The sequence below is a fragment of the Brachybacterium netajii (SeqCode) genome (genome assembly GCF_054114245.1).
In genome coordinates, this window is sequence record NZ_JBSYXB010000010.1 from 49,120 (window position 1) to 75,487 (window position 26,368).

General features: G+C 72.9%; 20 protein-coding genes, 1 other RNA gene and 1 pseudogene. 6 read left to right on the plus strand and 16 right to left on the minus strand.

Features of this window, described 5'->3' with window-relative positions; translation table 11 throughout:
- Positions 1-33: 33 nt before the first annotated feature.
- On the minus strand, positions 34-1,236 hold the full coding sequence (locus ACXET9_RS14680; protein WP_457887431.1) for a hypothetical protein: 1,203 nt from the start codon (positions 1,234-1,236) through the stop codon (positions 34-36).
- Between the two features lie 284 nt (positions 1,237-1,520).
- Between ACXET9_RS14680 and ACXET9_RS14685 the strand changes: the two genes are divergently transcribed.
- Positions 1,521-2,846 (plus strand): MFS transporter, encoded by a 1,326-nt coding sequence (locus ACXET9_RS14685; RefSeq protein ID WP_457887432.1) that lies wholly within the window; start codon positions 1,521-1,523, stop codon positions 2,844-2,846.
- Here ACXET9_RS14685 and ACXET9_RS14690 read toward each other — a convergent pair.
- From ACXET9_RS14690 to ffs, 4 genes are all read right to left on the minus strand, one after another.
- On the minus strand, positions 2,843-3,694 hold the full coding sequence (locus tag ACXET9_RS14690; protein ID WP_457887459.1) for an ABC transporter ATP-binding protein: 852 nt from the start codon (positions 3,692-3,694) through the stop codon (positions 2,843-2,845). The genes ACXET9_RS14685 and ACXET9_RS14690 overlap by 4 nt on opposite strands.
- A 13-nt stretch (positions 3,695-3,707) precedes the next feature.
- A complete protein-coding gene (locus ACXET9_RS14695; RefSeq protein WP_457887433.1) occupies positions 3,708-4,823 on the minus strand; it encodes a TIGR01777 family oxidoreductase in 1,116 nt (371 codons plus the stop codon).
- Between the two features lie 68 nt (positions 4,824-4,891).
- Positions 4,892-5,767: a CPBP family glutamic-type intramembrane protease gene (locus ACXET9_RS14700; RefSeq protein ID WP_457887434.1), complete on the minus strand. Its 876-nt coding sequence runs from the start codon at positions 5,765-5,767 to the stop codon at positions 4,892-4,894.
- 139 nt (positions 5,768-5,906) lie between these two features.
- Positions 5,907-6,003, minus strand: an RNA gene (ffs, locus tag ACXET9_RS14705) — signal recognition particle sRNA small type.
- A gap of 301 nt (positions 6,004-6,304) precedes the next feature.
- On the opposite strand from ffs, the gene ACXET9_RS14710 reads away from it, so the two are divergent.
- Positions 6,305-7,858, plus strand: a complete 1,554-nt coding sequence (locus tag ACXET9_RS14710) for an alanine/glycine:cation symporter family protein (RefSeq protein ID WP_457887435.1) — start codon at positions 6,305-6,307, stop codon at positions 7,856-7,858.
- Between the two features lie 172 nt (positions 7,859-8,030).
- Here ACXET9_RS14710 and ACXET9_RS14715 read toward each other — a convergent pair whose 3' ends face one another.
- The 3 genes from ACXET9_RS14715 to ACXET9_RS14725 all read right to left on the minus strand — a co-directional run bounded on the left by ACXET9_RS14715 (position 8,031) and on the right by ACXET9_RS14725 (position 11,366).
- Positions 8,031-9,035 (minus strand): aldo/keto reductase family protein, encoded by a 1,005-nt coding sequence (locus ACXET9_RS14715; RefSeq protein ID WP_457887436.1) that lies wholly within the window; start codon positions 9,033-9,035, stop codon positions 8,031-8,033.
- Positions 9,036-9,235: 200 nt separating this feature from the next.
- Complete coding sequence (locus tag ACXET9_RS14720; RefSeq protein ID WP_457887437.1) at positions 9,236-10,315, minus strand: glycoside hydrolase family 43 protein; 1,080 nt, start codon at positions 10,313-10,315, stop codon at positions 9,236-9,238.
- Positions 10,316-10,631: 316 nt separating this feature from the next.
- Positions 10,632-11,366: a MerR family transcriptional regulator gene (locus ACXET9_RS14725; protein ID WP_457887438.1), complete on the minus strand. Its 735-nt coding sequence runs from the start codon at positions 11,364-11,366 to the stop codon at positions 10,632-10,634.
- A gap of 104 nt (positions 11,367-11,470) precedes the next feature.
- Between ACXET9_RS14725 and ACXET9_RS14730 the strand changes: the two genes are divergently transcribed.
- Positions 11,471-12,010 (plus strand): DUF4188 domain-containing protein, encoded by a 540-nt coding sequence (locus tag ACXET9_RS14730; protein WP_457887439.1) that lies wholly within the window; start codon positions 11,471-11,473, stop codon positions 12,008-12,010.
- 453 nt (positions 12,011-12,463) lie between these two features.
- Here the strand turns inward: ACXET9_RS14730 and ACXET9_RS14735 are convergent, their stop codons facing one another.
- From ACXET9_RS14735 to ACXET9_RS14750, 4 genes are all read right to left on the minus strand, one after another.
- A complete protein-coding gene (locus tag ACXET9_RS14735; protein WP_457887440.1) occupies positions 12,464-13,687 on the minus strand; it encodes an FAD-dependent oxidoreductase in 1,224 nt (407 codons plus the stop codon).
- A gap of 148 nt (positions 13,688-13,835) precedes the next feature.
- On the minus strand, positions 13,836-14,495 hold the full coding sequence (locus ACXET9_RS14740) for a GNAT family N-acetyltransferase (protein ID WP_457887441.1): 660 nt from the start codon (positions 14,493-14,495) through the stop codon (positions 13,836-13,838).
- Positions 14,492-16,591, minus strand: coding sequence for an ABC transporter ATP-binding protein (locus ACXET9_RS14745; protein ID WP_457887442.1), 2,100 nt, complete (start codon positions 16,589-16,591; stop codon positions 14,492-14,494). Before ACXET9_RS14745 ends, ACXET9_RS14740 begins: the two co-directional genes overlap by 4 nt.
- Positions 16,588-18,369, minus strand: a complete 1,782-nt coding sequence (locus ACXET9_RS14750; RefSeq protein ID WP_457887443.1) for an ABC transporter ATP-binding protein — start codon at positions 18,367-18,369, stop codon at positions 16,588-16,590. The genes ACXET9_RS14745 and ACXET9_RS14750 overlap by 4 nt, the downstream gene beginning before the upstream one ends.
- Before the next feature lie 289 nt (positions 18,370-18,658).
- Between ACXET9_RS14750 and ACXET9_RS14755 the strand changes: the two genes are divergently transcribed.
- Complete coding sequence (locus tag ACXET9_RS14755; protein WP_457887444.1) at positions 18,659-19,246, plus strand: GNAT family N-acetyltransferase; 588 nt, start codon at positions 18,659-18,661, stop codon at positions 19,244-19,246.
- A gap of 57 nt (positions 19,247-19,303) precedes the next feature.
- On the opposite strand, the gene ACXET9_RS14760 is transcribed toward ACXET9_RS14755, so the two are convergent.
- Positions 19,304-19,825, minus strand: a complete 522-nt coding sequence (locus ACXET9_RS14760) for a pyridoxine/pyridoxamine 5'-phosphate oxidase (protein ID WP_457887460.1) — start codon at positions 19,823-19,825, stop codon at positions 19,304-19,306.
- A gap of 177 nt (positions 19,826-20,002) precedes the next feature.
- Positions 20,003-21,502 (minus strand): annotated as a pseudogene (locus ACXET9_RS14765) (amidohydrolase); the annotation flags it as partial.
- Between the two features lie 137 nt (positions 21,503-21,639).
- Between ACXET9_RS14765 and ACXET9_RS14770 the strand changes: the two are divergent.
- Together ACXET9_RS14770 and ACXET9_RS14775 are read left to right on the plus strand one after the other, a co-directional pair.
- On the plus strand, positions 21,640-23,316 hold the full coding sequence (locus ACXET9_RS14770; RefSeq protein WP_457887445.1) for a sodium-dependent transporter: 1,677 nt from the start codon (positions 21,640-21,642) through the stop codon (positions 23,314-23,316).
- Positions 23,317-23,369: 53 nt separating this feature from the next.
- Positions 23,370-23,480 (plus strand): methionine/alanine import family NSS transporter small subunit, encoded by a 111-nt coding sequence (locus ACXET9_RS14775; RefSeq protein WP_457887446.1) that lies wholly within the window; start codon positions 23,370-23,372, stop codon positions 23,478-23,480.
- A gap of 149 nt (positions 23,481-23,629) precedes the next feature.
- Here ACXET9_RS14775 and ACXET9_RS14780 read toward each other — a convergent pair whose 3' ends face one another.
- A complete protein-coding gene (locus tag ACXET9_RS14780) occupies positions 23,630-24,469 on the minus strand; it encodes an energy-coupling factor transporter transmembrane component T family protein (RefSeq protein ID WP_457887447.1) in 840 nt (279 codons plus the stop codon).
- Entirely contained in the window at positions 24,469-26,343 is a 1,875-nt protein-coding gene (locus ACXET9_RS14785) for an ABC transporter ATP-binding protein (RefSeq protein WP_457887448.1), read from the minus strand. The genes ACXET9_RS14780 and ACXET9_RS14785 overlap by 1 nt, the downstream gene beginning before the upstream one ends.
- Positions 26,344-26,368: the final 25 nt, after the last annotated feature.

Below are 26,368 nucleotides of genomic sequence, written 5' to 3' on the forward strand. Positions count from 1 at the left end.
GGCGCCCGACCGTGCAGACCGCTGGGGACGAACTCACGATGGGGAGGAGTGCTCGGCGGCGCCCGGAGCGTCGGCCTCCTCCGCGTCCTCGGCCTCCTCGCCGCCCGCCGCTCCCTCGCCCTCCTTGCCCTCTTCGCCGTCCTCGCCGCCCTCGCCCTCCTGGCCCTCCTCGCTGTCCTCGCCGTCCTCGCCGTCGCGGGAGCGCGCGAGGGCGTCGCGCCGGTTCCGCAGGCGCTCGTAGGCGATGAGGAACGCGGCGAGGATGAGGAACCCGGTGCGCACCTCGTCCGGGATCACGGACAGCCAGCCGAAGAGCAGGTCCCACAGCCAGAGGAACCCGTCGAGCAGCCAGCGCAGGGCGGCTCCGACGGCCTCCCGCACGGGTCGGGTCACATCGTCGAGGAACTGCCAGATCGGCCGCGTGAGCTCGTCGACGGCCTCGCGGACCGGCCGCGTGAGCTCATCCAGCCACGCCGCGGCCCGGTCGCGCAGCGCGGCTAGCGAGGTGACCGCCGGCTCCACCCGACGCCATGCCCACTCGCGCACCGGCCGCAGGAGCCCGCTGAACAGGGCGCCGATGCCCAGCACCGGGATCACATAGCGGGCGGCCGTCGTCGCCGCGGCGATCAGCGCGTACTTCGCGGGCTGCTCGGTCCGCCGACGGTCGCGCTCGGCCGATGACGATCCGTCGGCGGGCGCGAGCGGCACCGTCGAGAGCCCGAGCTCGACGTCGACCTCGCCCGCTCCGCCGAGCCCGGTCGTGCGCACCACGACGGTCTCTGCCTCGACCCGCCGCTCCTCCGCCGCCGCGTCGTCGGCCGCGTCGGCGGTCGCATCGTCGGCGTCGGCCCCGTCGGCGTCGGCGTCGGCGTCGTCATCATCCGGGCGCATGACGAACGCCCGCACCCGGGTGAACCCCTCGTCGTAGCGGAAGCCGAGGTCGTCGGCGCCCATCGGGGCGCCCTTCGCGCCGGCGCGCTTCGCGGCCTTCGCCTCCGTCTTCGGGTCGTGCTCGACGCCGTCGACGACGAGCGTGACGGTGGTGTCCAACAGCCGGTGCCGCACGCGGACGACATAGTCGTGACCGTGCGCCCGCCCCGCGTACTCGACGTCGGCCCCGAAGCGGGTGCTCGGCGCCTCGCCGAAGGGGATCTCCTCATCGTCGGAGCCGTCGGCGGGCGCGAGGTCGGCGGACGCGGCGGGCGGGGCGTCCTCGAGGTCATCGGCAGCGAGCATGCACCCAGTGTGCAGAACCGTCGGCCGCGGGGCGTCCGCCGACCGGCCTGTTCCCCTCCGCCGACCGGCCTGTTCCCCTCCGCCGACCGGCCTGTTCCCCTCCGCCGACCGGCCCTGCCGTCTCCGCCAACCGACGGAGGCCGGACGGCCGATGTGAGGTCCGAGCCTGACCCCTGGCCGGGGCGCACCGGCGCGGCTACCATCGGAGCGTCCCATCCCGCAGTGCATCTACCTCGGGTCCCCAGGGGGATCGTCCAAGGCGGCACACACCGTCCGGAGGATCCGTGACCACACCGAGCAGCAGCCCGGGAGCGGCGCAGGAGCCGCAGCCCACGCTCATCCGCGCCGCCGGCGCCGCCTACTTCCCGATCGCCTTCATCGCCCGCTTCCCCTTCGCGATGATGATCGTCGGCACCCTGACCCTCGTCGTCGCCGCCCGCGACTCCATCGCGCTCGGCGGGCTGAACTCCGCCGTCGTCGGCCTCGGCTCGGCCCTCGTGGGGCCGCTGCTCGGCGCCGCCGCCGACCGCATCGGCCAGCGCCGCGTCGTCCTGCTGTCGGGGATCGCGAACTCGCTCGCGCTGCTCGCGCTCGCGGCCATCGCCTTCAGCTCCCTGCCGGATATCGCGGTGCTCGCCGCCGGCTTCCTGATCGGCGCCTCGTCCCCGCAGATCGGGCCGTTCTCCCGCACCCGTCTGGTGCAGCTGATCCTCACGCGCCTGCCCTCGTCGCAGCGGGCCCGGACCCTGAACGCGACCATGGGCTACGAGTCCGCGGCCGACGAGACGGCGTTCGTCTTCGGGCCCGTCGTCGTCGGCCTGCTGGCGACGACCCTCCATCCGGCCGCCCCGATGGTCGGCGCCGCCGTGCTGACGCTCCTGTTCGTCACCGCCTTCGCGCTGCATCCGACGGGCCGGACCGTCCCCGCCGACACCGCCGAGCCCGTCGCCCAGGCGCCCGCCCGCGAGCTCCTCGCGCCGCGGCTGCTCGTGATCGTCGCGGGCGCCCTCGGCGTCGGCCTCTTCTTCGGCACCGTGCTGACCTCCCTCACGGCGTTCCTCGCCGAGTCCGGCCGCGGCGACTCCGCAGGCCTGGTCTACGGGGTGATGGGCGTCGGCTCGACGATCCTCGCGCTGTCGATCTCGCTGTTCCCGACGGGCTTCCGGCTGTGGGCGCGCTGGCTCGTGTTCTCGCTGCTCATGCTCGCCTCGATGCTCGCCTTCGGGCTCGGCGGCTCGCTGCCGGCGCTGATCGCGGCGATGGGCATCGCCGGCATCGGCATCGGTCCGACGGTCGTCACGCTCTACAGCCTCGCCGCGGACCGCTCGCCGCTGGGCCGCTCCGCGACCGTGATGACGATGCTGGGCTCCGCGACCGTCGTCGGCCAGTCCGCCGCCTCGGCCCTCACCGGGGCGCTCGCCGAGTCCGCCGGCTCCGCCGCGGCCATGTGGCTGCCGGCCGTCGCCGCCGCCCTCGTGGTCGTCGCCGCCGCGGTCAACGCCCTGCTCGGCGAGGGTCCGCAGCAGGCCGACGAGACGGACGCAGCCGACGGAGCCGAGGAGCCCGACGACATCGACGACGCGCAGGGCGTCCCGGTGCAGACCCTCTAGACCTCGACCGCCGCCGCCCGCACCGCGCGGGCGGCCCAGCGGCCGTCGTGGTGCTCGATCGCGATCGGATGGTCGAAGCAGGAGCTGACGAGCTCCGTCGTCAGCACCTCACGGGCCGGACCGGCCGCGTGCACGCGGCCGTCGCGGATCAGCACCGCATGCGTGGTGGACGCCGGAAGCTCCTCAAGATGGTGCGTGACCAGCACCGTCGCGAGCAGAGGATGGCTGCGGTGCAGATGGTCGACGGTCTCGAGGAACTGCTCGCGAGCGGCGACGTCGAGGCCGGTGGTGGGCTCGTCGAGCAGCAGCAGCGGCGGATCCATGAGCAGCGCGCGGGCGATGAGCACGCGACCGCGCTCCCCCTGGGACATGGTGGTCCAGCGCCCGTTCTCGAGCGCGCCGAGGCCGAGCAGCGCGACGAGCCGGTCGGCCCGCTCCTCGAGCTCGGGGCTCGGCTCCCAGCGCCCCATCATCTCGGCGGTGCCGGTCGCACCGGTCAGCACGACCTGGCGGGCGCTCAGGCCCGTGCGCACCGGATGCCGGGGATCGACGTGGCCGATGGACTCGCGCAGCTTGCGGATCTCGACGCGCCCGAGCCGATGCCCGAGCACGTCGACGGTGCCGCGGGTGGGGTGTCGCTCGGCACCGCACAGGCTGAGGATGGTGCTCTTCCCAGCGCCGTTCGCGCCGATCATCGCCCAATGCTCGCCCGCACGGACCTCGAGGTCGATGCCGTCGAGGATCGTCCGACCCTCGCGGACGACGTCGACACCGGCGAGCCGCAGGACCACGTCGTCGGTCGTCGCAGGGGTCGCAGCGTCCTCGGTCATCAGCAGGTTCTCGGCCATCACGTCCCGGACCCTATCGCCACAGCACATGCTCCAGCGCCGGGCGGAGGCTGCGGTGGGCGGGGACGAAGCCGCTCGCGCGCAGGCGCTCGTCGGACACCCGCTGGTCGGCCGCGACGAGCTCGCGGGCGGCGTCGGCGCCGAGCAGCAGGCGCGGGCCGACGGACGGGACCGGCAGCACGGCGGGCCGGCGCAGGGTCCCGCCGAGGGCGCGCGCGAACTCGCGAGCGTCGACGGGGGTCGGGGCGACCGCGTTGACGGGGCCGTCGAGGGAGGGCGTCAGCACCGCATGCGCGATCACGCGCACGATGTCGTCGAGGGTGATCCAGGAGGTCACGGCGTCCTTCGGGGCCAGTCGTCCGCCGACGCCCGCGAGATAGAGCGGCAGCTGCGGAAGCAGCGAGCCGCCGCCGTCGGACAGCACGACGCCGGTCCGGATGAGGGGGACACGGATCCCCGCGTCGGCCGCGGCCCTGGTCGACGCCTCCCACTCGCGCACGACGTCGGCGAGGAAGCCCTCGCCGCGAGCGTCGTCCTCGGTGAGCAGCTCGCCGGGGCGCTGGGCGCCGTAGATCCCGACGGCGCTGGCCTGCACGAGCACCCGCGGTCCGACAGAGCCGCCGGACGAGCCGGAGCCGGCCAGCTCGGCGAGGGTGCGGGCGATCAGATGGGTGCCGCGGACACGGGACTCCCGGATCTCGCGGCGCGCGGCGGCCGTCCAGCGCGTGGCGATGGAGCGTCCGGCGAGGTTCACGACGACGTCGACGCCCTCGAGGTCGGCGGGGTCGAGGCGCCCCGAGCGGGGATCCCAGGAGATCTCGCCCGGGCCGACGCGGTCCTCGCGGATCATCCGCCGCACCCGATGCCCGCCGCCGACGAGCAGCGCCGTGAGCTGGGTGCCGATCATCCCCGAGGACCCGGCCACCGCGACCGTCAGCCGCGGACGGTCCGCGTACCGGGCATGGAAGGCGGCATCGTCGCGCAGCTGCCGCTCCTGGAAGGCGGCGAGGCGATCGGCGGCATGCATCGCGAAGGTCGGATGCTTCTCGCGGATCCGGGCGACACCGGGTGGGAGCAGGCGGACCTGCGGATCCGGTCCCTGGAGCCCGTCGTCGTCCCGGTCGCTCATGGCTTCCCCTTCCGCAGGCCGGCGCATTGCGCACCAATCTACGCCCCGCGGATCCGCGTCTCGCGAACTCACGCCTGGCGGCGGCGGGCGATGCGCAGGACGACGGCGGCGGCCAGCAGCCAGAGGATCCAGCCGCTCGCCTCGACGATCCAGAAGCCCGCGGTCTCCCGCTCGGCGATCGGACCGAGGAGGTTCTGGTCGATGCCCACGCGCAGACTGTTGAGCAGGCCGTGCCCGAGGACCGCCGGCCAGACGCTCATCCCGAGCTCCCGCAGCGCCCCCAGCAGCGGCGCGACCGCGAGGATCAGCAGCAGGTAGGCGGCGGCCTCGCGGGCGCTGAACCCCAGCGCGACGACGATCGGCGCATGCCACAGCATCCACAGTCCGCCGATCAGCAGCGTCGACCGCCAGAACCCGAGCGGGGCGAGCGCGGTGTGCAGGGCACCGCGCCAGGCGGTCTCCTCGCCGATCGCGAAGAGCGTCTGCAGCACGAGGACCGCCGGCACGGCCGCCGCGACCAGCAGCAGGCCGTCGGCCGGGGCGAACGCCGCCGACCCGGTCGCGACCGCGATGGCGGTGCGCACGAGCGGCACCGCGGCGAAGGCGACGACCGCCGCCAGCAGACCCAGCCCGAGCGCCCGCCGCGACGGCACGGCCAGCGCGAGCGCGCGCCGCACGGGGACCAGGGCGCCGTCGGCCCCGCGCGGACGCATCAGGATCACGGCCAGCATCGGGGTCAGCTGCGCGAGGGGGACGATCGCGCCGACGGCCTCGGCGGGGAGCAGACCGATCGCGAAGGGGGTCGAGAGCGCAGTCGAGGCGGCGAGCGCGAGGGCGACGACGGCGAGCACGCGCCCCCACGGGACGGGCCCGGATCCGGACTCGGAGCAGCGCGGATCGCAGGGCACGGGGGTCATCGGGGCGGAGAGGGATGAGGAGGGCATGGGACTCGCTCCAGGCGGTCGACGGGGCGGGGCGGCGATGCGCTCTCGACGCTACGCACCCGTTCGGCGCGCTCCCACCGGGCCCTCCGCCGGGCCGGACGGGGGATATCCCCACCGTCCGCGGGCCCGTCCGCGGGCATGAAGCGACCCCTCGTGCACCTGCCAGAGCTCACCTGCCCTTGCTGCCGTCAAGCCCTGGGGGAGTTCAGCAAGATGACACCGCACGAGGGGTCGCGACCAGTGTAGCGGCTCGCGATGGGGCGTCCTGACCCCGGTGGGGCGACGCTCCTCACCTTGCTCGGCGTCGGGGTCCGCACCGCTCGCTGCGCATGCCGCACCGTTCCCGCCTCCGCGCTACGCGCCGGAGAACGGTCGGGAACAGGCACGAAACGGTCACGTGTCCACAACACCGGGCGGGGACACCGTCGTTCCGGTACTTTGGCCGACACCTCACACGTGCTCCAGCTCACAGGATCTGCGAGCGCGTCGCCGTGACTTCTCGACCATCCCTTCCCCGCCCACCTCTCGGAGGAACCCATGTTCGCCGAACTCATCAAAGGTGCCAACGGCATCATCTGGTCGGTCCCGCTGATCGGGCTGTGCCTCGTCGTCGGCCTCTACTTCTCGCTCCGCACCGCGTTCCTGCAGGTCCGCCACATCCCCGACATGCTCGCCCAGCTCAAGCACGGCGAGAAGTCGGAGGACGGCACCTCGTCCCTCCAGTCGCTGATGATGTCGCTCGCCGGCCGCGTCGGCATGGGCAACATCGGCGGCGTCGCCACGGCGATCGCCTTCGGCGGCCCCGGCGCCGTGTTCTGGATGTGGGCGTCGGCCTTCCTCGGCGCCTCGACCTCCTTCATCGAGTGCACCCTCGGCCAGATCTACAAGGAGAAGGACCCGGACACCGGCGAGTACCGCGGCGGCCCCGCCTACTACTTCGAGAAGGCCTACAAGCACAAGGCCCCGCGCCTGTCGCTGTTCTACGGGGTCCTCTTCGCCATCGTCACGATCCTCGCGATGAGCTTCTTCCTCCCCGGCGTGCAGGCCAACGGCATGGCCTCGGCGATCGACAACGCCTGGGGCATCCCCGCCTGGGTCACGGCGATCGGCCTGGTCATCCTCCTGGGCTTCATCGTCATCGGCGGCGTCAAGCGCATCGCGCAGTTCGCGGTCATCGTGGTCCCGGCGATGGCGATCCTCTACGTGATCATCGCGGTGATCGTGCTGCTGGTGAACTTCACCGAGATCCCCGAGGTGTTCGGGCTGATCTTCGCCAGCGCCTTCGGCGTCCAGCCGGTCTTCGGCGCGATCATCGGCCTCGCCGTGAAGTGGGGCGTCCAGCGCGGCATCTACTCCAACGAGGCCGGCCAGGGCACCGGCCCCCACGCGGCCGCCGCCGCCGAGGTCTCCCACCCGGCCAAGCAGGGCTTCGCCCAGTCCTTCTCGGTGTACATCGACACCCTGTTCGTCTGCAGCGCGACCGCGTTCATCATCATCTCGACGGGCATGTTCAACTCCTTCCACGACGAGACCTGGCCCGGCGAGGTCCTCTCCAGCGGCGACGGCGGGCTCAGCGTCGACGTCGAGCCCGGCCCCGGCTTCGTGCAGGCCGGCATGGACGCCGTCATCCCCGGCGGCGGACCGACCTTCGTGGCGATCGCCCTCTCGTTCTTCGTGTTCACCACGATCGTCGCCTACTACTACATGGCCGAGACCAACCTCAACTACCTCACCCGCAAGCTCCGCAACCGCACCCTCGCCCGGGCGCTGCTGCGCCTCCTGCAGGCGCTCGTGCTGGTCTCCGTCGCCTACGGCGCGACCACCACGGCCGGCGCTGCCTGGGGCCTCGGCGACATCGGGGTCGGCTCGATGGCCTGGCTGAACATCGTCGGCATCCTCTTCCTGCAGGTCCCCGCGCTGAAGGCGCTCAAGGACTTCGAGAAGCAGAAGAAGGCCGGGAAGGACCCGCAGTTCGACCCCCGCGAGCTCGGCATCGAGAACGCGACCTTCTGGGAGATGCGCGCCGACGGCCGCGCCCTCCAGGGCCGCAGCGGCGGCGAGCTCGAGGACGAGGGCGCCGCCGGCCGCTGATCGTCGGCCGACGACGACGGGCAGGCGGCTCGATCGGCCCGCTCGTCGGCCCCTCCGACGACGACGCGCCCCGCCTTCGATCCACGGAGGCGGGGCGCGTTCTGCGCGGGGCGGCGCGAGCCGGCCGTGCGAGCCGATCGTCGATCGTCGACCGTCGACCGTCGACCGATGCTCAGGCCAGGCGGTGCGCCGGGGACTGGGTCTTCGTCGTGTCGGTCTCGGGGAGGTCGCCGAGGACCGCGTCGATCCGGGCCTTCACGTCGGCGTCGAGGACGACGCCCGAGGCCTTCACGTTCTCGGTGATCTGCTCGGGCCGCGAGGCGCCGATGATCGCACCGGCGACGTTGTCGTTGCTGAGCACCCACGCCACGGCGAGCTGCGCCGGCGTCAGGTCGAGCTCCTCGGCGATCGGGAGGAGGCCCTGGACCGCCTCGAGGACCGGGTCGTTCAGGAAGCGCTTGATCATGTCCGCGCCGCCCTTCTCATCGCGGGCGCGCGAGCCCTCGGGCAGCTCGGCGCCGGGCTTGTACTTGCCCGTCAGGATGCCCTGCGCGACCGGCGACCAGACGATCTGGGAGACGCCCAGCTCGCGGGACGTCGGCACCACGCGCTCCTCGATCACCCGCCACAGCATCGAGTACTGCGGCTGGTTCGAGACCAGCTGGATGCCGAGCTCGCGGGCCAGCTGGTGGCCGGCGCGGATCTGGTCGGCGTTCCACTCGGAGACGCCGATGTACAGGGCCTTGCCGGAGTGCACGACGTCGGCGAAGGCCTGCATCGTCTCCTCGAGCGGCGTCGCATAGTCGTAGCGGTGCGCCTGGTAGAGGTCGACATAGTCCGTCTGCAGACGACGCAGCGAGGCGTCGATCGACTCGCGGATGTGCTTGCGGGACAGGCCGGTGTCGTTGTGGCCCTTGGGACCGGTGGGGAAGTACACCTTCGTCAGGATCTCGAGCGACTCGCGCCGCTCCCCCTTCAGCGCCTCGCCGAGGACGACCTCGGCGGCGGTGTTCGCGTACGTGTCGGCGGTGTCGAAGGTGCTGATGCCCGCATCCAGGGCGGCGCGCACGCACGCCCGCGCCCGCTCGTCCTCCACCTGGGAGGCGTGGGTGAGCCAGTTCCCGTAGATGATCTCGCTGATCTTGAGGCCGCTGCGGCCGAGGTGTCGAAACTCCATGCCCACCAGCCTAGGCTCCCGCACCGCCGCCTGGATAGGGGTTTCCGAGCGGGCGGTGGGCGGGGCCGACGGGCGACGTCGGCCGGAGCCGACGAGCGACGTTGGCCGGAGCCGACGAGCGATGTCGGCCGGAGCCCGGGCCGTACCCTGGGCCGGGGCCGACGAGCGTCGGATGCTCGTCGGCCCCGGCGGCGGAGCGCTCAGGCGCCCGCGGGCGGGAGCACCTCGACGCTCTCGGGCGCGGGGCGCGTCGCCGGCAGCGGCGTGCCCCAGAGCGGACGCCCGGCCTCGTCGAAGGGGAGCACCTGCGCGCAGGCGTGCCGGTTGGGGTCCTGCAGCGGATCGCCGACGATGTGCGTGTAGGTGCGCGCGTGGTAGACGAGCACGGCCTGGCCGTCGGACGTGGTGGTGAACGAGTTGTGGCCCGGGCCGTAGCGCTCGACCGACGGGTCGGAGACGAAGACGGGCTCGGCCGACTTCGTCCACGACGCCGGATCCAGCAGGTCCGCGTCGACATGCGCGGTCAGCAGGCCCATCGCGTACTCGATGCCGGTGGCGGCGCCCGAGTAGCTGAGGTGGACGGTGTCGCCGTGGACGAGCACCGACGGGCCCTCGTTGACGCTGTGGCCCTCCTTCTCCCAGGCGTACTCGGGGCGGGTGAGCTCGACGGCCGGGCCGGCGAGGGTCCACGGGTTCTCCATCGCGGCGATGTACAGGCTGGAGTTGGCGTCCTCGGCCTGCAGGTCCTGCTGCGCCCAGACCATGTACTGGGTGCCGCGATGGACGAAGCTCGTGGCGTCGAGCGCGAAGCTCTCCCAGCCGGTGTCGACCTTCCCGCGGTCGACCCACTCCCCCGTGAAGGGGTCCTCCGCGGTGTTCTCGAGGACGAACACGCGATGGTTGAACGTCGGGGCGGCACCCTCGGCGTCCACGCGCACGTCGCCGTCGGGCGCGGCGGCGTAGTAGATGTACCAGGCGCCGTTCACGCGATGGATCTCGGGCGCCCAGATCAGGTGCGACTGGGGGCCGGACTCGTGCCGGGTCCAGATCACGTGCTCCTCGGCGGCCTGCAGATCGGCGAGCGCGCCGGCGCGGCGCAGGATGATCCGGTCGTACGTCGGGTACGAGCCGGTGAAGTAGTAGGTGTCCTCGTGGCGCAGCACGCACGGATCGGCCCGCTGCAGGACCAGAGGATTCGGCCAGTCCGACGCGGCGGCGATGCGGGCCTGCACCTCGGGCCCGACGACGGAGGTCTCGGTGCTCTGAACTTCAATGGTCATGGGCTTCCCCTCGGATTCGGGTGCACCCGCCCGCTGCGACGGCGCGGCACGGGGGTGGAGAGTGGAGAGTACGGCGAGTGATGTTCGCCGGACACCTCTACGGTAAACGATGTAAACGCGTGACGTGCACTCCTGTGGCCGGATCGACGCTTTCGTTTCCAACGTGGAAGGAACGCGGGGGTGGCGCACAGGTCGCAGAGCAGGTCCGCGCCCCGAAGCGATCGGGCGGGCGGGCGGGCGATCGGGCGGGCGGGCGATCGGGCGGGTGGGCGGGCGGGCGGGTGGGCGAGCCGTCAGCCTTCCAGCGGGCGGGCCGTCAGCCTTCCGGCGGCCCGGCCCGCTCCGCGGAGATCGCGGCCTCGCGCTGCGCGAGCAGGCGGAGCGCGGCCAGCACCGGCTCGATCATGACGGTGCCGACGACGACGCGTCGGACCGCCCCGTCGACGCCGGGCGGCACGGCGGCGACGTCCACCGCCGCGACCTGCTCCATCGCCGACGCGTAGGCGTCCAGCCTCTCCTCGTCGAGGTCGACGCCGGCCTCCTCGCAGGCCGACCATGCCCGATCCAGCAGTGGGATCAGCAGGTCCTCCTGCGGAGCGAACCATCCGCGCCCGAGCGCCCAGTCGCGGGCGCGGGAGGCCTGGGCCCCGGACGCCTGTCCCCCTCCGGGCGCCGAGCCGTCGTCGGCGGCAGCACCATCGGGTCCAGCAGCGCAATCGGGGTCGGCGCCTGCCGCCCCCTCCCCCGCCGCCCCGTCGGAGACCGCGGGCATCGTCGAGGAGACGAGGGCGTGCTGGGCGATGCCGAGGACGTCGAGGCGCGGCGGATCGGGGGCATCGATCACCGCGATCACGTTCCTGACCTGGGCGATCCCCAGGCCGCCGACGTCGGTCAGGGCGCGGATCAGACGGATCCTCTCGACATGCGCGGCGTCGTAGTCGGCCGAGGTGCGGGACGTCAGCGTCCCGGGCTGCAGGACCTTCTCGCGCAGATAGAACTTGATCGTGCCGACGGCGACGCCCGTCGCGGCGGACAGCTCGGAGACGCGCACCCCTCCCCCTCCCGTCTCGACCGTTGACAGCGACCAGGATCCCATCCCATCATTAGAAAGTCATTGTTTCTAGTTTTGCTTCCACTCCGATGAGGTGCAGCACGATGACTCTCCCCCTCCTCCGCCGCCGCCCCGCCGAGCGTCCCCCGAACGTCACCCATGCCGACCTCGGCGACGGCATCGTCGTCTTCCACATCGGCATGACGATCCGCGAACGCCATCGCCCTGACCTGTGGCTCCCGGTCCTGACGGCGATGCCGGCGATGCTGCGCGAGCTCCAGATCAACCGCAGCGCCGTCGATCGCGGCGAGCTCGGGCCCGACGACGACCTCGGCTTCCTCCACGCCCGCACCCTCATCGGCGCGGGCGGACCGTGGGTCGTGCAGTACTGGCGCGACGTCGAGCACCTCTACGCCTACTCCCGCCTCGGCACCCGCGCCCACCTGCCCGCCTGGAAGCGGTTCAACGAGGCCGCCCGCGCGCATCCCGGCGCCGTGGGCATCTGGCACGAGACCTATGTCGTGCCGGCCGACGGCGTCGAGACCCTCTACGGCAACGGCGCCCGCGTCGGCCTCGCCGACGCCGTCGGCACCGTCTCCCTCTCCCGCCGCGGCACCGCCGCCCGCGAGCGCCTCGGCAGCTGACCGCTCCTGCCTTCCGATCCGTCGCCCCGCTGCCCCGCTGCCCCGTTGCCCCGCTGCCCCATTGCCCCGCTGCCCCGCAGACGGGCCCAAACGGGCACTCGAGAGTCAGTGTCCATGGGCAGTAGCTGAACCGCTCCATATCCGACAGTTTCCGGCCACTCGACCGAGCTCCCCGGCCACCCGTCCGAGTTCCCCAGCCACTCGACCCGGATCCCCAGCCACCCGCCCGAGCTCCCCTTCCAATCCCTCCATCGCGCGCTCACTCGCGGGGAAAGAGGCGCGCGGGGGTCCCCGAGCGTCGAGTGTCCATCAGCAGTAGCTGAACCGCTCCATATCCGACAGTTTCCGGCCACTCGACCGAGATCTCCAGCCACTCACCCCGCCGCACGCCGCACGCGGCCCCCGCGGGCCTGCGCAGTCGTCGACTCTGCCTCAGGCCACGATGAACCTGCCTCAGGCGGCGATGAACTGGCGCGCCAGCAGGCGGCTGATGCCGGGGAGGCCGATGGCACGACGCGCGACCTGCTGGAGGCGCAGCTGCCGGGCGGTCGCAGGGATGAAGGCCGCGGCGCTGCGGCGTCCGGCGCGGCCGACCTTCTCCGTCGTCGGACGCCACCGTCTCTCGTACTCCGCGAGACCCACCTCGACGTGGGGACCGGCGGCGCGGAGGCTGCGGGCGAGGGCCTCGGCACCGGCGATCGCGAGCGAGGCACCCTGACCGGCCAGGAGGGAGGGGGCGTGCGCGGCGTCGCCGGCGAGGACCAGGCGACCGCGGCTCCAGCAGGGGGCGGAGCTCTGCGCGACGACGTCCTCGTAGAAGGAGGCGGGAGCGCGATCGAGCGCGGCATCGACCTGCGGGTGCAGGCCCGCGAAGTCCCTCCGCAGCTGCTCGGGGTCTGGTGCCGGCCGCTCGCCGCCGCTGGCCTCAGCGCGCCCAGCCTCAGTCCGCCCGGCCTCAGCACGCCCAGCGCCAGTCCGCCCAGCCCCTGTCCTCCCAGCCCCTGTCCGCTCGGCGAACATGACGCCGACGCGGTGCTCGTCGGCCGCGTAGAGCCATCCGGTGCGTCCGACGGTGTCGGTCATGAGCATGCGATCGCCCAGGTCGGAGGCCATGTCAGCATCCTCGAAGAGGTAGCTCGCGACCCGGTATCCCATGGGGAGGATCGCCCCGTGACCGGGGGCGACGACCTCGCGCACGGGGGATCGGACGCCGTCGCAGGCGATGACGAGATCGGGGCGGAGCGTCTGCCCGTGGGCGAGCTCGACCGTCGGCAGGATCCGCTCTCCGCCCGGATGCACGCCGACGACGCGGATCCCGTAGAGCAGGTCGACGTCGTCGGGCAGGCACTCCAGCAGGCCGAGCTCGAGCTCGGGGCGGAGGATCGAGAAGTAGCGTCCGCCGGCGGCGGCGACCAGGGGCGCGGCGTCGATCCGGCCGCTCTCGGTGCCGTCGGGGAGGCCGTAGCGGACGCCGGCGAAGTCCCGTCCGCGGGCTCGGAGCGCGTCGATCACGCCCATCCGCTCGGCGGCCGCGTAGCCGGGGCCGAAGAAGTCGATCATGTAGCCGCCGCCGCGCGGGCCCGGCGCGGACTCCAGCACGGTGACATGGTGGTCGCGGGCGAGCTCGTGCGCGAGGGCGAGGCCGCTGATCCCGCCGCCGATGATCGCGATCTGCATGCCCCCGACGCTAGCGCGCGAGGGCGCTCCGCGCACGGGGTTCGCCCCGTTCGCGCGAACCGCGCGCACCGCCCGCCCCGTCCGCGCGAGCCTCGCGCTGGGCACGCCCGTCCGCTCGAACCGCGCGCCCCGCCCGCCCTCGGCGCTCTCAGGCCAGGTGGCGCAGCCGGATCAGGGGGCCGCGCCCGTCGGCCTCCGTGCGGACCTCGACGAAGCCGACTCGGGCAAGGGCGCGGCGGGAGGCGGCGTTCCAGGGACGGGAGAACGCCCAGATGCGTCGGTGGCCGACGCGGTGGCCCTCGGCGACGACGGCTTCGGCGATGCGTCGGCCGAATCCGCGGCCCTGGAACGGCCGACGGATCTCGAAGCCGAGCTCGGGCTCCTCGCCGGCGCGCTCGAAGAAGAGACCGGCGTTGCCGATCAGCGGCGCGTGGATGCCCAGGCGCCGGCTCTCGCGGACCCCGTACCAGACCACGCCGCGTCGGCGATGGGCCTCATCGCGGCGGCGCAGCCAGTCGCGGGTGATCGCGGGATCGTCGACGGGGCCGTCGAGGACGGTGTGCGTGGCGGGGTCGGAGAAGATCCGGTGGAGGTCGGCGGCGTCGTCGAGGGTGAGCCGGCGCAGCGACAGCACGGCGCCGCGGTCGACGGCGGCACCGGTGACGAGGCGCCCGCTGCCGTCGCCGAGCGCCTCGAACGCCCCGGCGTCGCCGAGCCCTGTCTCGCCGAGCCGGCCCGATCGTTCCCTGCCGTCGGGAGAAGTCAGGGCCTCCAGCTCATCGGCCATCCAGGTCGCACCTTCGCTCACGGACGCGAGGATAGCGCGCTATCCGCTGCACCTCCTGCCTCGTCCGTCGCGCCGCCGGCGCCGTCCGTCGCACCGCCGTCGCCGTCCGCCGCACCGCCGGCCTCCGCCTCGTCGGGGTCGATGCCCTGCGAGAACTGGGACCAGTAGAGCCGGTGGTAGGCGCCCTCGGCGGCGAGGAGCGCGTCGTGGGAGCCCTGCTCGACGATGTCGCCGTGCTCCATCACGAGGATCACGTCGGCGTCGCGGATGGTGGAGAGGCGGTGGGCGATGACGAAGGAGGTGCGGTCGGTGCGCAGCGCGGCCATCGCCTCCTGGACGAGCACCTCGGTGCGGGTGTCGACCGACGAGGTGGCCTCGTCGAGGATCAGCAGCGCCGGGTCCGCGAGGAAGGCGCGGGCGATGGTGATGAGCTGGCGCTCGCCGGCGGAGACGTTCGCGCCCTCGTCCTCGATCACGGTGTCGTAGCCCTCGGGGAGGGTGTGGACGAAGCGGTCGACGAAGGTCGCGGTCGCCGCGGCGACCACCTCCTCGTCGGTCGCATCGAGGCGCCCGTAGCGGATGTTCTCGCGGATGGTGCCCTCGAACAGCACGGCGTCCTGGAGGACCATGCCCACGCGCGAGCGCACGGCGCCGCGGTCCAGGGCGCGGATGTCGACGCCGTCCAGGCGGATCGCTCCGCCGTCGATCTCGTAGAACCGCATGATGAGGTTCACGAGGGTCGTCTTGCCGGCGCCCGTGGGGCCGACGATCGCGATCGTCTGGCCGGGTTCCGCGGTGAGCGACAGGTCGGTGATCAGCGGCTTCTCGGGCGTGTAGGAGAAGGCGACATGGTCGAACTCGATGCGTCCGCGGGTGGCGCCGGGGAGCTCGGCGCGCTCGATGCGCACGCGGGCGCCGTCGGCCGACGATGCACCCGCCGACGATGCGCCCGCCGCACCCGCCGCGACGGTGATCTCGCCGTCGGGCTCCTGCTCGTCGGCGTCGAGGAGCTCGAAGATGCGCTCGGCGGAGGCGACGCCGGAGATGAGCATGTTGGCCATGCCCGCGACCTCGCCGAGCGGGGCGTTGAACTCGCGGGAGTACTGGATGAAGGCGGTGACCTGGCCGAGGGACATCTGTCCGGCGGCGATCCGGAGGCCGCCGACGACGGCGATGCCGACATAGCCGAGGTAGGTCACCCACTGCATGATCGGCATGATCATGCCGGAGAGGAACTGGGCCTTGAAGGACGCCTCCCACAGCTCCTCGTTGCGCTCGTCGAACTGCTCGCGCATCGCCTCCTGGCGGTCGAAGACGGTGACGAGGTCGTGCCCGGTGAAGGACTCCTCGACGTGGCCGTTGAGGCGGCCGGTGCCCCGCCACTGGGCGGTGAAGAGCTTCTGCGAGCGGGAGCCGATGATGCCGACGACCACGCCGGAGATCGGCAGCGCGACCAGGGCGATCAGCGCGAGCTGCCAGGACAGCCAGAACATCATGATGGTGATGCCGACGATCGTGAGGACCGCGTAGACGAGCGAGGCGAAGGCCTGCTGGAGGGCGGTCTGGACGTTGTCGACGTCGTTGGTGGTGCGGGAGAGCAGGTCGCCGCGCTGGCGGGTGTCGAAGTAGCTCAGCGGCAGGCGGTTGACCTTCGCCTCGATCCGTTCCCGCAGGCGGTAGACGATCTCCATGACCACGTCGTTGAGGACGCGGCCCTGCAGCCAGTCGAACAGCGCCGCGCCGACGTACATCGCCAGCACGATCATCAGCAGCCGGCCGAGGGCGTCGAAGGCGACGCCGTCGCCGCTGCGGAAGCCGTCGAAGATGACGTCCATGGCGTCGCCGAGGATCGACGGCGCCCACACGGTCAGCACGGTGGAGATCAGGCCGAACAGCAGCACGACCGTCAGCCCGAGCTTGTGGTCGGCGAAGGTGCCGGCCAGGCGCAGGGTCGAGGGCCAGAACGCCTTCGCCTTCCGGGGCGCGGACTCGCCCCATTCGCTGCTCATCGAGTCCTGCATCTCGAGGATCTCGGACTCGGTGAGCTCTGCGGTCGCGTCCGTCGCGGGCTTCGCAGCCTTCGCAGCCTTCGCAGCCTTCGCAGCCTTCGCGCTCATGCCGGCTCCTCCACGGTGATCTGGGAGTCGACGATCTCCCGGTATGTCGACGAGCTCTCGAGGAGCTCCTCATGGGTTCCGCTGCCGACGACCCGCCCCTCCTCGAGGACGATGATCCGGTCGGCCGAGACGATGGTCGAGATCCGCTGGGCGACGATGATCGTGGTCGTGCCCCGAGCGCCCCGAGCGCCCCGGACGTGCCGGGCGAGGCCCTCGCGGACCAGCGCGTCGGTGGTCACGTCGAGCGCCGAGAAGGAGTCGTCGAAGACGAGCACGCGAGGCTCGGCGACGAGGGTGCGGGCGATGCACAGGCGCTGGCGCTGGCCGCCCGAGACGTCGGTGCCGCCCTGCGCGACGGAGGAGGCGAGGCCGTGCGCGGCCTGCTCGCCCGCGCCGGTGGTGCGGTCCCGGACGAAGCCGGATGCCTGGGCGACGTCGAGCGCGCGCCACAGCTGCTCGTCGTCGGCCGTCGGATCCCCGAACCGGAGGTTGTGGGCGATGGTCCCCGAGAACAGGTACGGCTTCTGGGGGACGAGGCCGACGGTCGCCGAGATGGTCGAGCGCGAGAGCTCGGTGATCGGCACGCCGTCGATCAGCACCTGGCCGCCGGTCGCGTCGTGCAGGCGCGGGATGAGGTGGACGAGGGTGGACTTCCCGGCGCCGGTCGAGCCGATGATCGCGGTGGTGCGGCCCGCCTCCGCGGTGAAGGAGATGCCGTCGAGGACGGGCGACTCGGCGCCCGGGTAGGCGAAGGTGACGTCGCGGAACTCGACGGAGACGCCTCCGTCGCGCGTCTCGAGGGCCACCGGATGCTCGGGCTCGGCGAGCGTCGGGACCGTGTCGAGCACCTCGCCGATGCGGCGGGCGGAGATGACCGCGCGCGGGAACATCATCATCATGAAGGTGCCCATCATGACGGCCATGAGGATCTGCAGGAGGTACTGCATGAACGCCGTCAGCGCGCCCACCTGCACGAGGCCCGCGTCCACGCGGTGGCCTCCGAACCAGAGCACGGCCGCGGTCGCGAGGTGGAGGACGATCGTGATCGCCGGGCCCATGATCACGAACAGCCGGCCGATCCGCACGGAGGTGTCCGTGAGGGTCGCGTTCGCGGTCTCGAAGCGGGCGGTCTCGTGCTCCTCCCGCACGAAGGCGCGGACCACGCGGATGCCCATGATCTGCTCGCGCATCACGCCGTTGATCGCGTCGATGTTGTCCTGCATCCGCTGGAACAGCGGCATCAGCCGCGTCACCAGCAGGCCGACGATCACCATCAGCACCGGCACCGCGACCCACACCAGCCACGACAGCCCCGGATCCTCCTGCACCGCCATGACGATGCCGCCGATCGACATGATCGGCACCATGACCATGAAGTTCAGGGTCATCAGGACGAGCATCTGGATCTGCTGGACGTCGTTGGTGGCGCGGGTGATGAGGGTGGGGGCGCCGAAGCGTCCCATCTCCTCGGTCGAGAAGCGGTCCACGCGCGTGTAGACGGAGCGTCGGATGTCGCGGCCGATGCCCATCGCCGTGCGGGCACCGAACCAGACGGAGGCGACCGCCGTGATCACCTGGACGATCGCGACCAGCAGCATGATGCCGCCGACGCGCCAGATGTAGTCGGTGTCGCCCGTGGCCACGCCGTTGTCGATGATGTCGGCGTTCAGGCTGGGCAGGTAGAGCGTCGCCAGGATCGTGGCGAGCTGGAGGACGATGACGGCGACCACATGCGGCAGGTACGGCCGGATATGGCGCCGGACGAGGGTCCAGAGCATGGAGGGGTTGCCTTCGCTGTCGGGGACCGGCGGGACGCGGTCAGGACGACCCTAGGCGGTGGGGAGGACAGCTCCTGTCCGCAGATCCTGTCCTCGGGAGCCGCCCGCGGAACCGGTCGATCGCCGCCCCGCACCGCGGGACCGTCCCATCCTGCCCGGCCGACGGGTCCCGGCGCACCCGACTTTCGGCGCCGGCGCCCGTCCGATCGACCTGGGCCGGCCGCCGGAGATCGTCGGCCGATCGGCGGAGGCGTCCGACGGAAGCGACCGACGGCACGATACTGACCCCATGCCCGCACGCCGCACCGACTCCCTCCGCCTCTCCGCACCGTCCTCCCCCGCCGCCCCCGTCCTCCCCCTGCGCGGCGCCCGCGTGCTGCTGCGCCCCTTCACCGCCGCCGACGGCCTCGACGCGGCCGCGGGGCGCGGCATGCACGCGGTCTACGGGGATGCGGAGGTCATGCGGTTCGTGGGCGACGGCCGGCCGACGACGCCCGCGCAGAGCGCCGCGATGATCACCGACTACCGGCGCCATCAGGAGGAGCACGGCTTCGCCTTCTGGGCGGTCCTCGATGCGGCCGACGGCCGGCTCGTCGGCGATGCCGGCCTCGAGGTCACCGAGCACGGGGTCGAGCTCGGCTACACCCTCGCCCGCTCGCACTGGGGCCGCGGGATCGGCACGGAGGCGGCGCGGCTCTGCGTCGACGCGGCCTTCGGCCCGCTCGCTCTGCCGCGCCTGGTCGCGCTCGCCGACGCCGGGAACGACGCCTCGGCGCATGTGCTCGCGAAGCTCGGTTTCCGCGCCGGCGACGGGGCCGTCCCCGCCTACGGCCGGCCCCACCGCCGCTTCGTGCTCGAGCGCCCCGCCCGCGCCTGAGCCCGCGGCTCGGCCGTCGGCCGCAGTCGCAGCCTGCCGCCGGCTGGCCGGCGCGGCTCAGCCCGCGGGCGTCGCGACCGGCCCGTGCGTCCAGCGGGCGCCCGCGCCGCCGCCCTCGCTGCCGCTGTCGCCGCCGTCGACCAGCCGGTACTCGATCCGCACGTGCCGACGGTCCTCGCGGGCCTGCATGACCTCGATCTCCGTCGGCCGCAGCGCATACACGCGCCAGTCAGGGTTCGGGCGCCCGTCGTAGGTGGGCCGCTCCTCCCAGTCGCGCTGCGCGGTCGCATCGTCGAGGGCGACGACCTCGCCGGTGATCCGCACCTGCCGTCCGCTCTCGCGCCAGAAGAACAGCATCGACGCGCGCGGGTCCGCGGCGAGCTGTCGGCCCTTGCGGGAGGACGCGTGCGTGGAGAAGCAGTACCCCTCCTCGGTGACGTCCTTGAGGATGAGGGTGCGGCCGACGGGCGCTCCGTCCTCGGCGATCGTCGTGAGGGTCATCGCGTGGCCCTGGCGGGCGCCGCTGGCGATCGCCTCGTCGAGCCAGGCGGCGACGAGCTCGCGCGGGTCCGCGGGCACCGTCGCCGGGTCGAGGACCGGCAGCGCGGGCGGAAACCCGGGCAGGGCCCGCAGCCGATCCCGCAGGGCGACGTCCGCCGCCGCGTCCTCCGCCGCATCCTCCGTCGTGTCCGCCGCCGCGCCCGCGCTCGCCGCCGCATCCGCGGGCGCTTCCGCGGCAGGCGCTTCGTCGGGCGCGAAGTACGAGGGGACGTCGAGCGCTCCCCCGGCGTCCGCGAACTCGGCAGCGACGGCCGCGGCGAGCTGCGGGTCGTGCAGGAGGTCGAGGACGCTCGCCGCGAGCCCGTAGGCGCCGTCGGTCACCGCGGCCTCGGCCTGCTCGGAGACCGCCGCGGCGGCGAAACCGCGCGTGTGCAGGGCGGTCTCGGCGGGGGCGATGCGGATCAGCGGATGCATGCCCGGCACGCGGACGCTGACGTTCCCGAAGTCGGTCGAGGCCGCGAGAGCCGTCGAGACGACGCCGAGCGGCAGCGGGTCGCGCCCGCGGCGGCGCTGCGCCTCGACCCAGCGGCCCGTAAGCGCCTCGTTCGTGCGCACCGGGAGCGACGGCGGGTCCTCGTCCCAGTGCACGTCGACGCCGCAGCCGGTCATGCGGGCGGCCCCGCGGGCGACGTCCTCGACGCGGCGGGAGAGGTCGCGCAGGGTCTCGGGCCGCTGCGAGCGGACGTACAGGTCCAGCACCGCCTCGTCGGGGATGACGCTCGCGCGCTCGCCGCCCTCGCGGATCACCGCATGGACGCGGTCCGACGGCGGGGTCTGCTGCCGCATGAGCCCGATGCCCTGGTACATGAGGCTCGCGGCGTCGAGGGCGTTGCGGCCCATGAACGGCTGGGCCGAGGCGTGGGCGGTGCGGCCGTGGAACGCGACGGTGAGGGTCCGACGCCCCAGCCACACCTGATCGGCCAGGTCGTAGCCGGGATAGGGGTGCGCCATGACCGCCGCGTCGATCCCGTCGAAGGCGCCCTCGCGGGCCATGTGCTCCTTGCCGGTGCGGCCCTCCTCGGCGGGGGTCCCCAGCAGCACGACCCGTCCCGGCACGGCCGACGGGTCCTCGCGGGCGAGCTCGGCGAGCGCGAGGAACGCGCCGAGGCCCATCGCCGCGATCAGGTTGTGGCCGCAGCCGTGGCCGATCCCCGGCAGCGCGTCGTACTCGAGCAGGATCGCCGTCGTCGGCCCCGCGGCGGCGCCGGACCCACCGTCCCCACCGGCGCCACCGGCTCCGTCGGCTCCGTCCCGGTCCCCCGCTCCCGGGAGCTCCGCGCGGATCGCGGTCTCGAGGCCGTGGACGCCGAGCTGCGCGTCGATGCCGTGCGCGGCGAGGAGGCGGACGATCTCGCGGGCGCTGCGGTGCTCGGCGAAGGCGGTCTCGGGATGCGCGGCGAGATCGTGCAGGAGCGCGATCGTCTCCGGGGCGCCCGCGTCGACGAGGTCCTCGAGGCGGTCGCGGAGCGCCGCGTCGGCGCCGGCGAAGGGCGAGCCGGGATGGGAGGCGGTGCGCATCGCCGCCTCGCGCTCCTCGTCGAGCTGCGCGAGATACGCGGTCGACGGGACGTCGGGGGCGGAGGGCTCGGGCGCGGAGGGCCCGGGGGCGGAGGGCCCGGGGGCGGAGGGCTCCCCACCGGTGGATGCGGGGTCGGTGGATGCGGGACCGGACGACGTCGTGGGGGTGGCAGCCATGGCTGGGAGGCTAGCCGACGGTCGCCCCCGAATGTCCGAGGGGCGGTCATATCGCGTCCAGAATGCGGACCTGTGTGTCCGCGCATTACGATCGCAATCCCCGTCCCACCCCCACTTCTCCCCCCGGAGGCGAACCCGTGAGCGCATCCACCCCACCCCCGTCCGGCGCCGGCGCCCCGGCCGACGCCGGCTCCCCGGCCCGCGGGAGCGCCGACCGCGGTGCCTTCGCCGGCCGCACGGCCTTCATCTTCGCGGCGATCGGCTCGGCCGTCGGCCTCGGCAACATCTGGCGGTTCCCCGCGGTGGCCTACGAGAACGGCGGCGGCGCGTTCATCCTGCCGTACCTCGTCGCGCTGCTGACCGCGGGCATCCCGCTGCTGTTCCTCGACTACGCGATCGGGCACCGCTGGCGCGGCTCCGCCCCCACCGCGTGGCGGCGCTTCCGCCGCTGGACCGAGTTCATCGGCTGGTGGCAGGTGCTGATCTGCGTGATCATCGCGCTCTACTACGCGCTCATCCTCGCCTGGGCCCTGAACTACGTGGGCTTCTCCCTCGACAAGAGCTGGGGCGATGACCCCGACGCCTTCTTCGGCAGCTTCACGCAGGCCCTCGGCGGCGAGGACGTGCGCATCTCCTTCGACATCGTGCCGGCGGTGCTGATCTCGATGGTCATCCTCTGGGCGGCGACGATCATCGTGATGGCGCTCGGCGTGCAGAAGGGCATCGCGGCCAGCTCGATCATCTTCATCCCGCTGCTCGTGGTCATGTTCGTGATCCTCGTGGTGCGATCGCTGTTCCTCCCCGGTGCGATCGACGGCCTCGAGGCCCTGTTCCGCCCGCACTGGGGCGCCCTGCTGCACCCGGGCGTGTGGGTCGCCGCCTACGGCCAGATCTTCTTCTCGCTGTCGGTGGCCTTCGGCATCATGCTCACCTACTCGTCGTACCTGAAGAAGCGGACCGACCTGACGGGCTCCGGCCTCGTCGTCGGCTTCGCGAACTCGAGCTTCGAGATCCTCTGCGGCATCGGCGTGTTCTCGGCGCTGGGCTTCATGGCGCAGGCGCAGGGCGTGGAGGTCTCCGAGGTGGTCTCCTCGGGCATCGGCCTGGCGTTCATCGCGTTCCCGGCGATCATCTCCGAGGCCCCGGCCGGCGCCCTCATCGGCGTGCTGTTCTTCGGCTCCCTGGTGCTGGCGGGCTTCACCTCGATGATCTCGATCGTCGAGGTCGTCATCGCCGCGATCCAGGACAAGTTCGGCCTGGGCCGCCTGTCCTCGACCCTGTGGGTGTGCGTACCGCTCGCGGTCGTCTCCACGGTCCTGTTTTCCACGACCATGGGCCTGCCGCTGCTGGACGTGCTGGACAAGTGGGTCAACGAGTACGGCATCGTCGCGGCGGCGCTGGTCTCCACGATCGTCGTGTCCTACGTGGTGCGGGGCCTGCCGACGCTGCGCGACCATCTGAACCATCGGGGCACCTTCCCGATCGGCCGCTGGTGGATCGCCTGCGTGGCGGTCATCGCGCCGCTCGTCCTGGGCATCTCCCTGATCTCCTCGACGATCTCGCTGATCACCTCGCCGACGACCTACTCCGGCTATCCCGGCTGGTTCAACATCGTGTTCGGCTGGCTGATGGCGCTGTCGCTGCTGGTGGTCGGCATCCTGCTCTCGCTGATCCCCTGGCCCGCGAGCTCGAACCTTCACAAGGCCGACTCCGACGGCGATCCGATCGCCCCCGAGGTCGTCGCCGGCCGCGGTCTCGACCTGAGCGTCGACGCCGGCACCCCGCACGAGCTCCGCTCCCCCGCGGGGTTCTGACCCGACCGCCGGCCCGCTCGTCCCCTCATCCGTCCGTCCCGAAGGAGGACCCCGTGTCCGCATCCGCCGTCGTCATGATGATCGTCGCGATCGTCACCGTCTGGGGCGGCCTCGTCGCCGCCGTCGTCAGCATCGTCCGCCACCCCGAGTCCGCGGACGACTGACCTCCGCCCCGCAGGGACGCAGGCCCGGACCATGAGGTCCGGGCCTGCGCGCGTCCGTCGGTCTGCGCGGCTGCGTCGGCCCGCGTGCGCCCGTCGGCCGACGACCGTCCGTCGGCCTGCGCGCGCCCGTCGGCCGACGGGCCCGCGCGTCAGCCGGCGAGCGCGCTGATCGCGGTCGCGGCCGACGGGGCGGTCACGAAGATCGCGACGACGATCACGGCGGTGACGGCGACGACGACGATGTCGAGCGTCGTGATCCTGAGGTGCGCGAGGCGGAGCTTGCGGCCCTGGGGGCTGTCGGAGCCGTAGGTGAAGCCGCGGGTCTCGAGGGCCTCGACGGTGGTGCGCACGTTCTTCGCCGTGTTCAGCATGATCGGGTAGAACGCCGTGACCGCGAGGACGCACCACTGCAGCACCACCCGCCAGCCGAACAGTCCGCGGGTCGCGGGCGGGGCGTGGCGCAGGCGCTGGCCCTCGAAGACCGTCACGTACTCGTCCACGAGGATCGGCAGCATCCGGTAGCCGTAGCTGACGCCGAAGGCGAGCAGCTCGGGGGCCCGCAGCGCGAGCAGCCCGTCGGACAGCTTCTCCGGGTCGAGCGAGACGAAGGCCGCCATCGAGGCCATGGACACGGCGCCGAGCTTGAGGTTCAGCTCCGCGAGCGCGACGAGGGTGCCGAGGTCGCCGCCGAAGAGGATCGAGGCGAGGAACAGGCCCAGCACGTTGCCGCCGAGGCCGATGATGAACAGGCCCAGCACCAGCGGTCCGACCCTCGCGAGGATCACGGAGACGACGCCCAGGAGGAACAGTCCGATCAGCACGGGCACGCTGTGGGTGAGCCAGGGGGCGATCGCCAGGATCAGGTACCAGGCGATGACCATGCGCGGGTCCATGCGGGAGAAGAGCCCGCCGCGGGTGGAGTAGGCGGTGCGCAGCAGCTCGAGGCGCACCCATTCCACGCTGAGGACGTCATGGGTCGAGCGGGCCATCAGGACTCCTTCGAGGGGCGGGCCGCGGGGGCGGCGGCACCGGCCGGGACGAGCATCGGGGCGAGCGCCGGGGCGTCCGCGGCCGGCTGCGCGAGGTGCAGGCGGGAGCGGAGCTCGTCGGCGGTCAGGGGGATCGGATCGAGGCCGAGGCCGCCGCCGATGCGGGCGGCCTGCGGCGGGGTGAGCCGCGCGACGGCGGTCAGGTCGGGGCGGGCGAAGAGCTCGCGCGGGGTCATGTCCGCGAGCACCCGGCCCTGGTCCAGCACGATGACGCGGCTGGCCCAGGCGGCCACCAGGTCCATGTCGTGGGTCGCGACGACGGAGCAGCGGACGGACTCGGAGAGCGTCGCGAGCATGCCCGTGACGTCGTCGCGCGAGCGGATGTCGAGGCTCGAGGTGGGCTCGTCGAGCAGCAGCAGGCGAGGGCGCATCGCCAGGCCGATGCCGATGGTGGCGCGGCGCTGCTGCCCGCCGGAGAGGGTGCGGCCGTCGCGCTCGGCGAGGGCCTCGAGGCCGACGCGGTCGATGACCTGGTCGACGAGCTGCTCGGCGTCGGGGACGCGGCGGCCGGTCGGGAACAGGGCGATGTCGGCGCGGACGGTGTCCTTGAGGAACATCCGCTGCGGGTGCTGGTACAGGTACGAGACGTGGTCGGCCATGCGGGCGGCCGAGCGGCTGCGGGTGTCGATGCCGTCGACGACGACGGTGCCGCTGCGCGGCACGATCAGCCCGGTCAGCAGCTTCATGAGGGTCGACTTGCCGGCGCCGTTGGTGCCGACCAGCGCGATCCGCTCGCCGTCGCGCAGGTCGAGGTCGAGGTCGACGAGCACGGGGGCGAGATCGCCCTTGACGGTGCGGTAGCCGTGGTTGACGCCCTGCAGGGAGGCGACCGCCTCCGCCGTCGGGCGCGGGTCCGACGAGCGGGCCGCGTCCGGCGAGAGAGCCGGGTCCGACGGGCGGTCCGCGGCGACGATGCGCTCGGGGGCCTTGAGGTGCGGGCGCAGCAGGCGCACCGCGGTGTCGACGTCGAGGGCGACGGGGTCGGCGCCGACGGCGGCGGTGAGGGAGACGGCGTCGGGCGCGGGGATGCCGTGGGCGACGAGGTCGTCGTGGCGGTCCATGGCCTCCTGGACGGGGAGGTGCCAGACGGGCGCGCCGTCGGCCATGAGCACGACGCTGCGGGCGAACTCGGCGACGAACTCGGCATGGTGCTCGATGGTGACGATGGTGACGCCGAGGGTCTCGTTGAGATCCTTCAGGCGCCGGTAGATCTCGCGGGCGCGGGCGGGGTCGAGCTCGGCGACGGGCTCGTCGACGACGATGACCTCGGGGCGCAGCGCGAGCACGGCGGCGAGGGCCACCAGATGCGCCTGCCCGCCGGAGAGCTGCCAGACGAAGGAGTCGCGCAGGTGGGAGATGCCGAGCGCGGCGAGGGCCTCCTCGGTGCGCTCCGCATGGTCGGCATGGCCGAAGTTCAGGGGGCCGAAGGCGACCTCGTCGCGGACCGTCGGCCGGACCAGCTGGTTCTGGAAGTCCTGGTAGACGTAGCCGACGCGGCGCGAGAGCTCCGCGACGCTCGAGTCCCAGGTGTCGGTGCCGTCGACGTGGACGCTGCCGGCGAAGTCCCCGTTCCAGTAGTGGGGGACGAGGCCGTTGAAGGTCTTGCACAGGGTGGTCTTCGCGGAGCCGTTCCCGCCGATCACCGCCACGAAGTCCCCGCGGTCGATCGTGAGGTCGACGTTGCGGAGGGTGTCGCGGTCGGTCCCGGGATAGCGGAAGGACAGGTCCTTCACGACGATCACGGGGTCCGGGCGCGTCGGCTCCGTCCGCTGGGGGACGGTGGCCGCGGCGGTGATCGGGGGAACGGTGTGCACGATGACTCCTGGAGTGCGGTGCGCG

Excerpts from the sequence above, each read along its gene's own strand:
- ACXET9_RS14710 (WP_457887435.1), top strand. The coding sequence starts at position 6,305 with ATGTTCGCCGAACTCATCAAAGGTGCCAACGGCATCATCTGGTCGGTC.
- ACXET9_RS14735 (WP_457887440.1), bottom strand. The coding sequence starts at position 13,687 with ATGCAGATCGCGATCATCGGCGGCGGGATCAGCGGCCTCGCCCTCGCG.
- ACXET9_RS14720 (WP_457887437.1), bottom strand. The coding sequence starts at position 10,315 with ATGACCATTGAAGTTCAGAGCACCGAGACCTCCGTCGTCGGGCCCGAG.
- ACXET9_RS14680 (WP_457887431.1), bottom strand. The coding sequence starts at position 1,236 with ATGCTCGCTGCCGATGACCTCGAGGACGCCCCGCCCGCCGCGTCCGCC.
- ACXET9_RS14715 (WP_457887436.1), bottom strand. The coding sequence starts at position 9,035 with ATGGAGTTTCGACACCTCGGCCGCAGCGGCCTCAAGATCAGCGAGATC.
- ACXET9_RS14690 (WP_457887459.1), bottom strand. The coding sequence starts at position 3,694 with ATGGCCGAGAACCTGCTGATGACCGAGGACGCTGCGACCCCTGCGACG.
- ACXET9_RS14780 (WP_457887447.1), bottom strand. The coding sequence starts at position 24,469 with ATGGCCCGCTCGACCCATGACGTCCTCAGCGTGGAATGGGTGCGCCTC.
- ACXET9_RS14755 (WP_457887444.1), top strand. The coding sequence starts at position 18,659 with ATGCCCGCACGCCGCACCGACTCCCTCCGCCTCTCCGCACCGTCCTCC.
- ACXET9_RS14695 (WP_457887433.1), bottom strand. The coding sequence starts at position 4,823 with ATGAGCGACCGGGACGACGACGGGCTCCAGGGACCGGATCCGCAGGTC.
- ACXET9_RS14700 (WP_457887434.1), bottom strand. The coding sequence starts at position 5,767 with ATGCCCTCCTCATCCCTCTCCGCCCCGATGACCCCCGTGCCCTGCGAT.
- ACXET9_RS14745 (WP_457887442.1), bottom strand. The coding sequence starts at position 16,591 with ATGAGCGCGAAGGCTGCGAAGGCTGCGAAGGCTGCGAAGGCTGCGAAG.
- ACXET9_RS14730 (WP_457887439.1), top strand. The coding sequence starts at position 11,471 with ATGACTCTCCCCCTCCTCCGCCGCCGCCCCGCCGAGCGTCCCCCGAAC.
- ACXET9_RS14750 (WP_457887443.1), bottom strand. The coding sequence starts at position 18,369 with ATGCTCTGGACCCTCGTCCGGCGCCATATCCGGCCGTACCTGCCGCAT.